Annotated in this window: 10 protein-coding genes; 6 read left to right on the top strand and 4 right to left on the bottom strand. The window is 58.2% G+C overall.

The annotated features are described in order from the left end of the window. Positions 1-173 precede the first annotated feature (173 nt). From LDN84_RS13990 to LDN84_RS13975, 4 genes are all read right to left on the bottom strand, one after another. Positions 174-1,040, bottom strand: a complete 867-nt coding sequence (locus LDN84_RS13990) for a YihY/virulence factor BrkB family protein (protein WP_223904059.1) — start codon at positions 1,038-1,040, stop codon at positions 174-176. Positions 1,041-1,058: 18 nt separating this feature from the next. After that, positions 1,059-1,970, bottom strand: coding sequence for a hypothetical protein (locus LDN84_RS13985; RefSeq protein WP_223904058.1), 912 nt, complete (start codon positions 1,968-1,970; stop codon positions 1,059-1,061). A 19-nt stretch (positions 1,971-1,989) separates the two neighbouring features. Next, the gene (locus tag LDN84_RS13980; RefSeq protein WP_223904057.1) at positions 1,990-3,069 is read right to left on the bottom strand and encodes an outer membrane lipoprotein; all 1,080 of its coding nucleotides are present in this window, start codon (positions 3,067-3,069) and stop codon (positions 1,990-1,992) included. Positions 3,070-3,166: 97 nt separating this feature from the next. Continuing rightward, positions 3,167-3,388 (bottom strand): YMGG-like glycine zipper-containing protein, encoded by a 222-nt coding sequence (locus LDN84_RS13975; protein ID WP_223904056.1) that lies wholly within the window; start codon positions 3,386-3,388, stop codon positions 3,167-3,169. A gap of 223 nt (positions 3,389-3,611) precedes the next feature. Between LDN84_RS13975 and LDN84_RS13965 the strand changes: the two genes are divergently transcribed. The 6 genes from LDN84_RS13965 to LDN84_RS13940 all read left to right on the top strand — a co-directional run bounded on the left by LDN84_RS13965 (position 3,612) and on the right by LDN84_RS13940 (position 14,217). Beyond that, entirely contained in the window at positions 3,612-6,413 is a 2,802-nt protein-coding gene (locus tag LDN84_RS13965) for a PAS domain-containing hybrid sensor histidine kinase/response regulator (RefSeq protein WP_317134798.1), read from the top strand. After that, on the top strand, positions 6,413-7,378 hold the full coding sequence (locus tag LDN84_RS13960) for a diguanylate cyclase domain-containing protein (protein WP_223904055.1): 966 nt from the start codon (positions 6,413-6,415) through the stop codon (positions 7,376-7,378). Before LDN84_RS13965 ends, LDN84_RS13960 begins: the two co-directional genes overlap by 1 nt. Positions 7,379-7,460: 82 nt before the next feature. Beyond that, on the top strand, positions 7,461-10,508 hold the full coding sequence (locus LDN84_RS13955) for a chemotaxis protein CheB (RefSeq protein WP_223904054.1): 3,048 nt from the start codon (positions 7,461-7,463) through the stop codon (positions 10,506-10,508). Then, the gene (locus tag LDN84_RS13950) at positions 10,505-12,445 is read left to right on the top strand and encodes a putative bifunctional diguanylate cyclase/phosphodiesterase (protein WP_223904053.1); all 1,941 of its coding nucleotides are present in this window, start codon (positions 10,505-10,507) and stop codon (positions 12,443-12,445) included. Before LDN84_RS13955 ends, LDN84_RS13950 begins: the two co-directional genes overlap by 4 nt. Further along, positions 12,442-13,692 (top strand): PAS domain-containing sensor histidine kinase, encoded by a 1,251-nt coding sequence (locus LDN84_RS13945; protein ID WP_223904052.1) that lies wholly within the window; start codon positions 12,442-12,444, stop codon positions 13,690-13,692. The genes LDN84_RS13950 and LDN84_RS13945 overlap by 4 nt, the downstream gene beginning before the upstream one ends. A 207-nt stretch (positions 13,693-13,899) precedes the next feature. Further along, complete coding sequence (locus LDN84_RS13940) at positions 13,900-14,217, top strand: hypothetical protein (RefSeq protein WP_223904051.1); 318 nt, start codon at positions 13,900-13,902, stop codon at positions 14,215-14,217. Positions 14,218-14,222: the final 5 nt, after the last annotated feature.

Below are 14,222 nucleotides of genomic sequence, written 5' to 3'. Positions count from 1 at the left end.
CATGGGGGGGGCGATGAGGGTTGATCGTGTATCCACCGTTGGTGGCACCGGATCATAACGGGGCAAAGGCCTCCATCTTTCAGAAAACCGCTATGTCGAGCCCTGCATCAGGATCTGGAAAAGTGCACCAAGCGCTACAAAATAGATAGCTTCTAGCGCTTGATGAATAAGCGTTAGACGGCAGGTGGTTTTCTCGACCCCAGCACATTCGCATACACCCAGGTGAATTCGGCTCCGATCAGGAAAATCTGTGCGGAGTAATACACCCACAGCAACACCACCACCAGTGAGCCCGCAGCGCCAAAGCCCGAAACAATGCCACTGTGGCCAATGTAGGCACCAATCAGGGTTTTGCCCAGTGTGAAGAGCAGGGCGGTAAACACCGCACCGACCCAGACATCGCGCCACTGCACATGCGCGCGTGGCATCACTTTGTAGATCAGTGCAAACACGGCGGCCACCAAAAAGAAGCCGGTAATGCCGTTCACGATGCCGGCCACCATCAGCCAACCGCCAAAAAAAGGGCTCCACCAGCGGCCCATGGTGGCCAGTACGGCACTTAATACCAGCGACACCATCAGCAAAAAGCCGATGGCCAGAATCATGCCAAATGACAGCAGCCGGGTGCGCAGCAGGTTGACCCAGCCATTGCTGGTATGGCGTATGGGGGCGCGCCAAATACGGTCCAGCGCGTCTTGTAATTCACCAAACACGGTGGTGGCACCTACCAGCAGCAACAACAGCCCCAGCAGTGTGGCGGCTGCGCCTTTGGCAGGTTGGTCCACACTGACCAGCAAGGCCTGCACCGCACTGGCCCCTGACGCCCCCATCAGCGTGCGCAACTGCCATTCAATCTCGCCACGCGCCGCATCCTGGCCAAACACCAGCCCGGCCACCGAGATCACGATCAGCAGCAAGGGGGCCATGGAAAACAAGGTGTAGTAGGCCAATGCTGCACCCATGCTGGGCACATAGTCGTCCAGCCAGGCTGTGGTGACTTGTTTGAGCAATGCCCAATACAGCGTTAAATCCAGTGGCATCACAGTGTTTGGGTTGTTTCAGAGCAGCGTTTGCTGACGTGTGTGCTCGGCACGTTTCATCTCAAGGTAGGCTGGGCGATCCATTTCATGCAGCTGGCGCGGGTAGCGCTCCACTGCGGTGAACCAGCCTTGCAAACGTGCCTCAAACTGCTGCGCAGGTGGCAGGCTTTGTGCCGCCAGGACGCTGTCAATGGCCAGAAAATAGCGCATGGCATTACGCTCCACCACGCCCAGCACGCCATCCACCCACTGGAATTGGCCGTCACGCCGCTTGCGTATTTGGGTAAACCCCACTTTATCCGCCCCTATCGTGGCCAGATAAGTCTGCATGGCCATGCGCCCCGCAAAACCCATGCCGTAGGAATAACCCAGATGCAAAAACGTCTTGTTGCCAGGCAAAGCCACGGCTTGTAAGCCTATCCGGTAATCGCTGGTGCCCAAGGGCCCGTCTTCGGCGCTGAGTGCAACCGCAAAATAGTTGGCGCTGGCGGCCACTTCGCTGTACTGGAAATCCATCCGCGTGGCAGCGGCCAGGTTTTGCGGCGTTTTTTTGCCTATGTGAACGCGCAAGGTGTTGCCTTGCGGCCCGTCCGTGGCGTGGCAGTACTTGGTGTTGATGTGCAGAATCATCACCTCACACCATTTGTCGGCCGACTTGAGGCTGCTGCTGACGGTGCTTAACGGGTAGGCCATCACGGCATAAATGTCGCCTGTCAGGCCACTTGCCCCCTCTGATGAAAACAGTACCAGTGGACGGCCAAATGGGTTGTGCTGAAGTTGCCCGGCCAGTTGGGTGTGCTGCGCCAGCAGCGCCAGGCCAGCCGAGTCATCGACGGCGGCCCAGGTATTGCCCGCCAGCCACATGGCACCTGCCGTCAGCAGGCAAGGCACCGCATTGGTCCAGCCTGCTTTGCGGTGCCCCGGTTTCATGGTGTACGCCGAGTTTTTTTCAAGGTGTACGGGTAATCACACCCGCGTTGACCTTGACTTTGTCACCCACTTTGAAGCCGGGATCGGTGGCAAAACTCACGGTTTGGGCGCTGCCATTGTGCAAACGCACCACCACTTCAAAGTGCTGGGTACTGCGTGACTTGGCTTCCAGTGCACGCCCGGCATAAGCTCCACCCACGGCACCGGCAATTTGTGCCACGGTGCGGCCCGTGCCTTGCCCAATCTGGTTGCCCAAAATGGCTCCCACCACACCACCACCGATGGTGCCCAGGTAACTGCCTTCACCTTTGACATCCACTAGGTTCACCGATTCCACCACGCCACAGGTGGCGCAGACCCGGTTGACTTGCAGTGCCGCCGGTGCACTGTCACTTTGCAAGGGTTTGCCCAATGTGGCGCTGCTGACCCGCTCACCCAGACGCATGTTGGCGGTGACGACGCTGTTGCGTGTGACGTGATCCCGGTTCTTCAGGGTGTAGGTGTTGGCATATTCGCCGCTTTTCACCTCCGGCAAGAACACCTTGCCCCGGACTCCGGCAATGGTCAGATCCACCTGGGCTCCCGGCGTGCCAAAGACCGAAAAATACAGCTCGCTGCCCCCCACCAGCGTGGCCGCCGGGTCCACATTGAAATGCTCAATTTGGGGTTGTGGCCCTGGTGCCACCTTGGTTTGATGTACCCCAACACCCATTTGCAGGGATTCGTTCAGCAGCACGCTGGTCACCTGGTTGCCAAGGCGCAAGTTGGCCGTGACCGCGCTGCCTGCGGCAATCTTGTCGCGGCTGCTGATGGTGTAGGTGCCTGTGTAGTGGCCACTTTCAACTTCTGTCAGGGTCAAATTGCGGACCGCACCGGCAATGCGCAGCGTGGCTTGGGCCGCGGGTGTGCCGTCCATCTCAAAATTCAGTTCCACACCGGGGCTGAGTCGTTTGACTTCATCGACATAAAAACCGTCAATACGGGGCGGTGTTTGTGCGGCGTTGTACGTTTGGGCCTGTAACGGGCCTGACCCAAAGGTCAGGGGCAGCAAGAGGGCTGCGAAAGCCATCAGCTGGATAAGTTTGTGCAGGAATTTCATGGGTGACCTTGTGGATGGAGGGCTCGGGTAACTGTGTTCACGCATGGATCACTGCGGATCGTGTGCGCAGTGATCCATGCGTGTGATGGACGCAGGCTTACTTTTGCTTGGTCACTTCGTGGCCAATCACACCACCTACAGCGGCACCTGCGGCGGTGCCCAGCAGGCCACCGCCCATCACATTACCTGCCACGCCGCCAATGGCAGCGCCGGTGGCGGTGCCTTTTTCCTGCGCGGTCATGCCTGCACAGCCACCCAGGCTCAAGGCCGCCAGCAGCACCAGGGCGGGGAAGGTGGAAAGTTGTTGTGTCGTTTTCATGAGGATGTTCTCCAAATCAATAAAGGGTCAAATCGTGCGGATGTGGTTTGAATCAGCACGGGCGAACAGTCATTGTTGGTGGATGTTGGGATTGACTCTGTGCGCCAACGTACAGATACCCAACTCATTCATGCCAAGAATAGGCGTATAAGAAGAGCGCGTCAGTTCAACCTTCGGCATTTCCGTTCGGTCTGATTCACTTTTCAAGAAACCGAGCGTGTTCATGACTCCTATCCCCGACAAAAAAACCTTGCACAAGCCCCAGATGTGGATGGCTGCCCTGGTCGTACTGGTCAGTTGTGCTCTGGGGGCTTTGTTTTGGTCATTCAGCCAGGTTGAACTCGGCATACATGCTTTCAGGCAAGGTATGGGGGGGCTGGACGATGTGGCCATGCAGCGCCTGTTCAATGTCATGGTGGGCGTGAGCCTGCTGGCCATGCTGGCCACGATGTGGGTGCTCTGGCAGCTGTACCGGGGCCCGCATCAGCACCTCCACCACAGGGTGCACCTTGAAACCCAGCACTCACTGCAAGACCGGGAAGCCATCAACCTGCAACTGCAACACACCAACCAGATGTTGCGGGTGAGTGAAGAAAAGCTCACCGTCACGCTCAACTCGATTGGTGATGCGGTGATTGCCACCGACGCTGCCGCCTGCGTGACCCTGCTCAACCCGGTGGCGCAAGAGCTGACGGGCTGGACACAGGCCGAGGCTTTGGGCCGCTCGATTGACGAGGTTTTCAAAATTGTCAACAAAGATAGCCGCAAGCCCGCCACGATTCCGGTGGCGCAGACGCTGGCGCATGGCACGGTGCAGGGCCTGGCCAACCACACCGTGCTGCTAGCCCGTGATGCCCGGGAGTTCGACATTGCCGACAGCTGTGCCCCGATTCGTGACGCGGCAGGCCTGGTGGCCGGGGCGGTGCTGGTGTTTCGCAACGTCACCGAAGAATATGTGGTGCAGCAAACACTGCGCGACAGCGCGGCCCTGGTGCAAACCATTCTGAACACCGTGGTGGATGGCATCGTCACCATTCACGCCCAGGGCGGCATCATCGACTCGGTGAACCCGGCCATTGAAGCCATGTTTGGTTACAGCGCCGCAGACCTGGTGGGTAAGCCCCTGAGCCAACTGATCCCGGAGCTTGACCAGGATCAGCGCAACGTGTCGCTGGCTTATTTCGGCGTGAGTGATGAGGCCCGAGCCATGGGGGTGGGCCGTGAGGTGAGGGGGCGGCGCAAGAATGGCCAGGCGTTTGAGCTGGAGATTGCGGTGAGTGAGATGACGCTGCGTGGCCAGCATTACTTCACTGGCATTCTGCGTGACATCAGTGCCCGCAAGCAGGCCCAGGAAGCCTTGCGTGAGGCCGGGGCCTTGCAAAGTGCCATTTTCAACAGCGCCAATTTCTCCAGCATTGCCACCGATGCCAAAGGCGTGATCCAGATTTTTAACGTGGGGGCCGAGCGTATGCTGGGTTATGCCGCCACCGAGGTTATGAACATCCGCACCCCGGCCGATATTTCAGACCCGCAAGAGGTCATTGAGCGGGCGCGTGCCCTGAGTATGGAGCTGGCCACCGAAATCACCCCCGGTTTTGAGGCGCTGGTGTTCAAGGCAGCACGTGGCATTGAAGACATTTACGAGCTGACCTACATCCGCAAAGACGGCAGCCGCTTGCCGGCCGTGGTGTCGGTGACGGCCTTGCGTGACGAGGCTAACGCCATCATTGGCTACCTGTTGATTGGCACCGACAACACCGCCCGCAAGCAGATCGAGGCCGAGCGCACCCGCCTGGAGCAGGTGCTGCAAAACAAAAACATCGAGTTGGAGGGCGCGCGCCAGGTGGCCGAGACGGCCAGCATGGCCAAGTCAGAATTTTTGTCGAGCATGAGCCATGAGCTGCGCTCCCCGCTGAATGCCATTCTGGGCTTTGGCCAGCTGCTGGAGTCGGGTGTTCCCCCACCCACACCGGCCCAGTTGGCCAGTGTGGGCCAAATCCTCAAGGCTGGTTGGTATTTGCTGGAGCTGATCAATGAAATTCTGGATCTGGCGCTGATCGAGTCTGGCCGCTTGTCGCTGTCGCTGGAACCCACCTCGCTGCACGACGTGTTGCAAGACTGCCAGGCCATGATCGCCCCACAAGCCGAGCAAAAAGGCATTGCCCTGAAGTTTGCGCCGGTGGATGCAGACTGCTTTGTCAACGCCGACCGCACCCGGCTCAAGCAAGTGCTGATCAACCTGCTCTCCAACGCCATCAAATACAACCAACCCGGCGGTAAGGCCGAAGTGAGCTATGTGCGCCAGCCTTCAGGTCGCTTGCGCATCAGCGTCACCGACACCGGGCTGGGCTTGACCCCGCAAAAAATAGCCCAGTTGTTCCAGTCATTCAACCGTCTGGGCCAAGAGAGTGGGGCGGAAGAAGGCACCGGCATTGGCCTGGTGGTGAGCCGCCGCCTGGTGGAGTTGATGGGTGGTGAAATTGGCGTGCAAAGCACCGTAGGCGCAGGCAGTGCGTTCTGGTTTGAACTGGACGCGATGGATGCCCCGCAATGGTTGCCAGAGGCCCATGCCCCGCTGGGGACCGAGCCCTTGCTGGCACAGGCCGGCACGGTGGTGCGCACGCTGCTGTATGTGGAAGACAACCGGGCCAACATGGAGCTGGTGGAGCAGCTGATTGCCCGCCGCCCTGAATTGCGCCTGCTCGGGGCCCAGGATACCATGCGTGGCATTGCCATGGCCCGGGCCCACCAGCCGGATGTGATTCTGATGGACATCAATCTGCCTGGTATCAGCGGCATGCAGGCCCTGCAAATTTTGCGCGACGACCCGACCACGCGCCATATTCCGGTGCTGGCGCTGAGTGCCAACGCCATGCCACGTGACATTGAAAAAGGTCTGGCCGCAGGCTTTGTGCGCTACCTGACCAAACCCATCCGGGTCAGTGAATTCATGGCGGCGCTTGATCAAGGCCTGTTGCTGGCCAAAACCCGTTCGGACACGGCGCTTGGCAAGGTGGAAGCGTGATGCTCAGTGAAGCCGCGGTTCTGGCTGCACACATCCTGATCGTGGATGACCAGCCAGCCAATGTGCTGCTGCTGGAGCAGTTGCTGCGCCAGGTGGGTTATACCAATCTGAGCAGCACGCGTGACCCGTATGCCGTGTGTGAATTACACCGCAACCAGCACTTTGACCTGATCTTGCTGGACTTGCAGATGCCGGGCATGGACGGTTTTCAGGTCCTGGCTGACTTGCAGCAGACAGAAGATCAGGGCTATGTTCCGGTGCTGGCCATCACGGTACAACCCGGCCACAAGCTGCGGGCACTGGCCTCGGGGGCCAAAGATTTCATTGCCAAACCGTTTGACATGGTGGAGCTCAAGGCCCGCATCCACAACATGCTGGAAGTGCGTCTGCTGTACACCCAACTGGCGCAAAGTAATCTGGCACTCAAAGCCTTGGCCCTGCATGACCCTTTGACCCAGTTGCCCAACCGCCGCTTGCTGCTGGATCGTTTGCGACAAGCGCAACTCAGCTCGTCACGCACGCACCGACACTGCGCCTTGATGTTTCTGGACATTGACCATTTCAAGCAGCTCAACGACACGCTCGGTCACGATGCCGGTGATGCCTTGTTGCTACAGGTCAGCCAACGGCTGCTTGGCAGCGCCCGATCTGGTGACACCGTGGCGCGTTTGGGCGGGGACGAGTTCGTGGTACTGATGAACGCCTTAAGCACGCGCGTTGCCCTGGCGAGCAAGCAAGCCCAGGCGATGGCTCGCAAAATGCACAAAACACTGCGCCAAACCTACCGCCTGAACGGGCAGGCCTATCACACCTCATTAAGCATTGGGGTGGTGATTTTTATGGGGGATACTGAGAGCATCAACAACTTGTTGAAAAAAGCCGATCAGGCCATGTACCAAGCCAAAGCCGATGACAGCCAGGGGGTGTGTTTTGATGTTCCAACCCCGGCCACGACATCCGTATGAAGCTGGTATTTTGTTTGAGCTAAATAGGGCTACAGTGCTTGTCCTTATTGCGTAAGTAGCTATAAATTAAGGAGTATTTAGCATGCCCACAAAGCACACGCCGAGCCTGGTGCAGCCAGCGGCTCTGCCTGTCACGACGCAGCCGCCAGCGGCTGCTGAGCGCCGCACGTTTCCGATTGTGGGTATAGGTGCCTCGGCTGGCGGGCTGGCCGCCATCGAAGCCTTTTTTTCGGGCATGCCTGCCGACACCGATCCCAACATGGCCTTTGTGCTGGTGCAGCACCTTGACCCCGATCACAAAAGCCTGCTCACCGAGCTGATTGCCCGGCGCACCCGTATGCAGGTGCTGGAGGTGACAGACGGCATGCCAGTGCAAGTCAACTGCGCCTACATCATTCCGCCCAACCGCGACATGGCATTTTTAAATGGCGCGCTACAGCTGCTGGAGCCCGCCGCCCCGCGGGGCCACCGCTTGCCGATTGACTTTTTGTTTCGTTCGCTGGCGGCTGACCTGCATGAGCGGGCCATTGGTGTTGTGCTTTCGGGCACCGGCAGTGACGGCACGCTGGGGGTACGCGCCATCAAGGCCGAGGGCGGTATGGTGATGGTGCAAAACCCGGCCTCCAGTGAATTTGACGGTATGCCGCAAAGTGCCTTGGCCACCGGTTTGGTGGACTATGAGTTGCCCCCGGCGGAAATGGCCACCCAGCTCATGGCTTATGTGTCGCGCGCGCTGAATCACCCGCTCCACCCGGCCAGCAGGGTCTCACCCCAGAGTGAAAACGCGCTGAAGAAGATTTTTGTATTGCTGCGCAGCCAGACCGGGCACGATTTTTCGCAATACAAGCCCAGCACCATTTGCCGGCGTATTGAGCGGCGTATGGCGGTGCACCAGATTGCCTCCATGGAGGACTATGTCAAATACCTGCAGCAAACCCCGCTGGAGGTACAAGCACTGTTCAACGATTTGCTGATTGGTGTGACCCATTTTTTCCGCGACCCCGAGGCCTTTGCCGTGTTGCAGGCGCAGGTGATCCCGAAGCTGTTTGCGGGCAAACCCAGTGGCAGCGCGGTGCGGGTGTGGTGCACAGGATGCTCTACCGGTGAAGAGGCGTATTCCCTGGCGATCTTGCTGCAAGAGCAGTTGGAAAACCTCAAGGCCAGCTACAAAGTGCAGGTGTTTGCCACCGACATTGATGCCCGGGCCATTGCGGTGGCGCGTGCCGGGGTGTACCCGGCCAGCATTGCGGACAACATGACACCTGAACGCCTGGCGCGTTTTTTCATCCAGGAGCCCGATGGCAGCGCCTACCGGGTACACAAAGGGATTCGCGACCTGCTGGTGTTCTCCGAGCAGGATGTCATCAAAGACCCGCCGTTTTCCAAGCTTGACCTGATCAGCTGCCGCAACCTGATGATTTACCTGGGTGCCGAGTTGCAGAAGAAGCTGATCGCGCTGTTTCACTATGCCCTGCAACCCGGCGGGGTGTTGTTTTTGGGAACCTCCGAGACCGCGGGTGAACGGGGTGACTTGTTTACCGTGCTGGAACGCAAGGCCAAGATTTACCAGCGCAAAGAAGATTTTCAGGGTGCCCAGCGAGCTGCGCTGGGCCGGTTTTTACCGCCCCTGATGGAGCGTGATCTGAACCAGCCCGAGATGGTGGGCAAAACCGCGCTGGCACCCAAGCTGTCATTACGTGAGTTGACCGAGCAAACCCTGCTGCAGCAGCTCTCGCCTACGGCGGCACTGGTCAACGGCAACGGTGACATCCTTTACCTGCATGGGCGTACCGGCATGTACCTGGAACCTGCGCCGGGTGAGGCGGGTATCAACAACATTCTGAAAATGGCCCGTGAAGGCTTGCGCCGTGATTTGACGGTGGCTTTGCACAAAGCTGCCAGCAGCCGGGACACCATGGCCGTAACCCATGTGCGTGTCAAAACCAATGGCCACCACACCCTGGTGAACCTGAGTGTGTGCCCGGTGTTGGGTGGCCCTGCCGCCGCGCTGGAGTCACCGCTGTATCTGGTGATGCTGGAGCCTGCGCCAGACACGGCCAGTCCATCCTCAGCCACTTTGCTCGCGCCTGCACTGCCCACCCGTGCAGATAAATGGACACCGGAAGTCAGTGACCAGATTGCCGAACTTAATGAAGAGTTACAAGCCAAAGAAGAATACCTGCACGCGGCCAATGAAGAGCTGGAAACCACCAACGAAGAACTCAAGTCCAGCAACGAGGAAATGCAGTCGGTCAACGAAGAGCTGCAAAGCACCAACGAAGAGCTGGAGACTTCCAAAGAAGAAATGCAGTCGATCAACGAGGAGCTGAGTACCGTCAACACCGAGCTGCAAACCAAAGTGCATGATTTGTCACGCGCCAACAACGACATGAACAACCTGCTGGCTGGCACCGGCATTGGTACCGTGTTTGTCGACCACCAATTACGCATCCTGCGCTTTACCCCGGCCGCCAGCCAGATCATCAATCTGATTTTGAGCGACATCGGTCGCCCGATGGCACATATTGTCAGCAACCTGGTGGGTTACACCAGCCTGGTGGCCGATGTACAAGCCGTGTTGAAAACCCTGATTCCCAAAGAGGTAGATGTACAAACTCATGAGGACAAGAGCTACACCCTGCGTATCTTGCCCTACCGCACGCTGGACAATGTGATTGAGGGCGCGGTGATCACCTTTGTGGAAAACACTGAAGTCAAGCGCACGCGCGAGGCGCTCAAAAAAGCCAATGCCCTGCTGCGTCTGGCGGTGGTGGTGCGTGATGCCCACGATGCCATCACGGTGCAGGAACTCGACGGCCGCACCATTGCCTGGAACCCCGGTGCCGAGCATCTGTACGGCTGGACCGAGGCTGAAGCACTGCAGATGAATGTGCGCATGCGGATTCCTCCCAAATTACAAAACAACGCCTTGGCCCAGGTGCAGCAACTTGGCCTGGCGCACACGCTGGCCCCTTTTCAGACCCAGCGGCTGACCAAGGACGGCCGGGTGCTGGACATCTCACTCACGGCGACAGCATTGCTGAATGAGCAGGGTCAGGTGTATGCGATTGCGACGACCGAGCGTGAGTGCAATGTCAACACAGAACCTGCTGTGACCCAACCTCCATGAGTACCATCAGACAACCCCAGACGCACGAGACCCTGCCCAGCCTGCGGCCACCTGTGTCCACCAACGTGCTACGCCAGCGTGCCCAAATCGAGTTCAACCGCACCTATAAGCTCCAGCCGCAGGAGGACGGGGAGCCCTTGCCCCAAGCTGCTCAAAAACTACTGCATGAGCTGCAGGTGCACCAAATTGAGCTGGAGATGCAAAACGACGAGTTGCGCCAGGCCCATGAGACGCTGGAGCACACCCGCGCACGTTACTTTGACCTGTATGACCTGGCCCCGGTAGGTTATGTCACGCTGGCTGGGAGTGGTCGAATTCTGGAGGCTAACCTGACGGTGGCCACCATGCTCGGGGTGCATCGGAGTGCCTTGGTGGAGCATTTTTTGCACAGTTATGTGACGGCGCAATATCAGCAGGCCTTTTACCTGCTGCAACAACCGCTGCTTGAGGGTGACAGCAACCGCACGTGTGAGGTGCAACTGATGTGCCCTGATGGCCGTCTTTTGTGGGTGCAACTCCAGGCCAACCATGCCTCGGACAACGGCACACCGGTGCTGCGTCTGGTGCTCAGCGACATCAGCCAACTCAAATCAGCGCAGCAGCGGCTGGAATACCTGGCCCATTACGATGACTTGACCGGTCTGCCCAAACGCCAACTCAAAGCCGATCAACTCCAGCAAGCCATCGAGAAGGCGCGCCAAAGTGGCGGGCGTTTGGCGGTGGTCTATATTGATCTGGATGGTTTCAAACGCATCAACGACCAGTATGGTCACGATGTGGGTGACAAGCTGTTGATTGCAGTGGCGCACCAAATGCAGCAGGCGCTGCGCCCTGGCGACAGTCTGGCCCGCCTGGGGGGCGACGAGTTTGTGGCGGTGCTCAACAACCTGAATGACACCAGTAGTTGCCACATGCTGTTGCAGCGTTTGCTGGATGCCGCAGCCCTTCCCTTGGAATTTGAGCATCAACAACTGCAAGTAACCGCCAGCCTGGGGGTTACTTTTTACCCACAAGCCGAAGAGGTTGGTGGCGACCAAATGCTGCGTCAGGCTGACCAGGCCATGTACCAGGCCAAATTGGTGGGCAAAAACAGCTACCATTTTTTTGATGCTCAGCAAGCCCAGTCTGTGCGTGACCGGCATCTTGACCAACAACGCTTGCAGCACGCGCTGGCCCAGCATGAACTGGTGTTGTATTACCAGCCCAAAGTGAACCTGCGCCTGGGACGGGTGATTGGGGTTGAAGCCCTGATTCGCTGGCAACATCCCGAGCGGGGTTTGCTGGCCCCGGCGGCATTTTTGCCGGTCTCTGAGGACCACCCACTGGCTATCCACATTGGCGAGTGGGTCATGCACCAAGCCTTGACACAGATTGAGCTTTGGCAGGCCCAGGGTTTGGAGATGGTGGTCAGTGTGAATGTGGATGCCTACCATCTGCTGCAAACCGATTTTGTGGAGCGATTAAAAGGGCTGTTGGCCCTTCACCCTACCGTCCAACCCTGGCAGCTGGAGCTGGAAATACTTGAAAACAGCGCCTTGCAAGACGTGGGCAGTGCCTCCCAGGTGATTGAAGAGTGCCAATCGCTCGGCATTCGCTTTGCTCTGGATGACTTTGGCACCGGCTATTCGTCTCTGACCTATCTGAAACGCCTGCGGGTGGCCATACTCAAAATCGACCAGAGTTTTGTGCGTGACATGCTGGTTGACCCGGACGACCTGAGTATTTTGGAAGGTATTCTTGGTTTGGGCCGGGCCTTTCATTGTGAGGTGATTGCCGAGGGCGTAGAAACCCCGGCACACGGTGAATTACTGTTACAGCTGGGTTGCGAACTGGCGCAGGGTTATGGCATTGCCCGGCCCATGCCGGCACAAGCCTTGCCGGACTGGATTACAAATTGGCAACAAAATATGCTTTTGAGGCAAGCACTGATTGCGTGAGCAGCTCTTATTTATATAGCAAGGCGGTCATCATCAACGAATCCACACACACCACACAACTGATGCACGATTTGCAAGTGCACCAGATTGAGCTGCAGTTGCAAAACGAAGAGTTGCGCCGGGCGCAGCTGGCACTTGAAGTGTCCAATGCGCGTTACTTTGACCTGTATGACCTGGCCCCGGTGGGCTACCTCACGGTCAGTGCTCAGGGCTTGATTCTGGAGGCCAATTTGTGTGCGGCCAACCTGCTGGGGATGGCGCGCAGTGTGCTGGTGGGTAAACCTTTGAGTTGTTTTATTGTCAAAACGCAGCAAGACAGTTATTACCAATGTCGCCGGGCGCTGCTGGAAACCGGCCAGACGCAAACCTGTGAGCTGCAGTTGCTGCAAAGTGATGGGCTGTTGCTGTGGGTGAGACTCAATGTGAGCGCAGTGCCTGAAGACGCACCCACACCGGCGCTGCGTGTGATTGTGAGTGACATCTCCGAGAGTAAACGTCTGGAAGCGGCTCTGCTGGAAAGTAACCAGAATCTGATTCAGGCCCGTCAGAACGCCGACCAGGCCAACCAGGCCAAGTCTGACTTTTTGTCCAGCATGAGCCACGAGTTGCGCTCACCCCTGAATGCCATTCTGGGCTTTGCCCAGCTCATGGAGTCGGGCCAACCTGCACCCACCCCAAGCCAGCAAGGCAGTCTGACGCAGATTCTCAAAGGCGGCTGGTATTTGCTGGCGCTGGTCAATGACATTCTGGACCTGGCCTCCATCGAGTCAGGCAAGGTGGCGTTGTCCATGGAGCCCGTGCCACTGGCCCTCTTGCTGCAGGACTGTCAGACGCTGATTGAACCATTGGCCGCCAGCAACGCGGTGCTGCTGCATTTTTCAGAGCTTGACCCGGCGTGTAACGTGCAGGCCGACCCGATCCGGCTCAAACAAGTCATCATCAACCTGCTGTCCAACGCCATCAAATACAACCAGCCGGGGGGGACGGTCACGGTGTCCTGCCGCCCCATTTCGCTACAGCGCCTGCGTATCAGCGTGAAAGATACGGGCGACGGTTTATCCGAAGACAAGCTGGCGCAATTGTTCCAGCCCTTCAATCGGTTGGGTCAGGAACTCGGTAACAGCAAAGGCACCGGTATTGGCCTGGTGGTCAGCCAACGGCTGGTGCAGTCCATGGGGGGGGAGCTGGGGGTACAAAGCCAGGTGGGGGAGGGCAGCGTGTTCTGGTTTGAGTTGAATGTGGTGTAGTCCACGGCCTGCGGCATTGCGCCTGGGCACCAGTGACAGGGCGTTGCCGTAGCCGGTTACAGGCCGCCACTGGTTGGCTGCCACAGTATGTTGGCTGGCGCACCGACAGCGCGCCTGAACAAGGTCAAAGTGAGGGTGTTACCGAGATTCATTCGGTGATGGGTCAGTGTTTTCCTGACCCCCTTGATCTCTCAAAAGGACAACCCCATGTCTTCAAACAACGCACTGCGCAGCGTTCCAATACGTCCGTCTGGCTTGCACCTGTTGTGGCAGGCTTGTTTGACCTGGTTGGATGTATCGGCTTGGCCGGGCCTGATTTTGATGGTGGTCGCTTTGGGCTTGTTAGGGGCTTTCCATCAAGTCACAAGCGGTATCGTCAAACAAAATGAGCTGCGTTTGCAAAGTGTCAGCGCGTACAACAAGGCGACTTGGCTTTGCAACAACTTGAATGACAGACCTGCTCGCGAAAATTGCCTGCTGCAGCGCCAAGTGATTAAAAGCGACATGGCTGCGCACCTGCCATGAGGGGA

Origin of the sequence: Rhodoferax lithotrophicus (genome assembly GCF_019973615.1) — a bacterium.
GTDB lineage: Bacteria > Pseudomonadota > Gammaproteobacteria > Burkholderiales > Burkholderiaceae_C > Rhodoferax > Rhodoferax lithotrophicus.
Note: the sequence above shows the minus strand (reverse complement) of the source record. Positions and strands in the feature narration are given on the sequence as shown.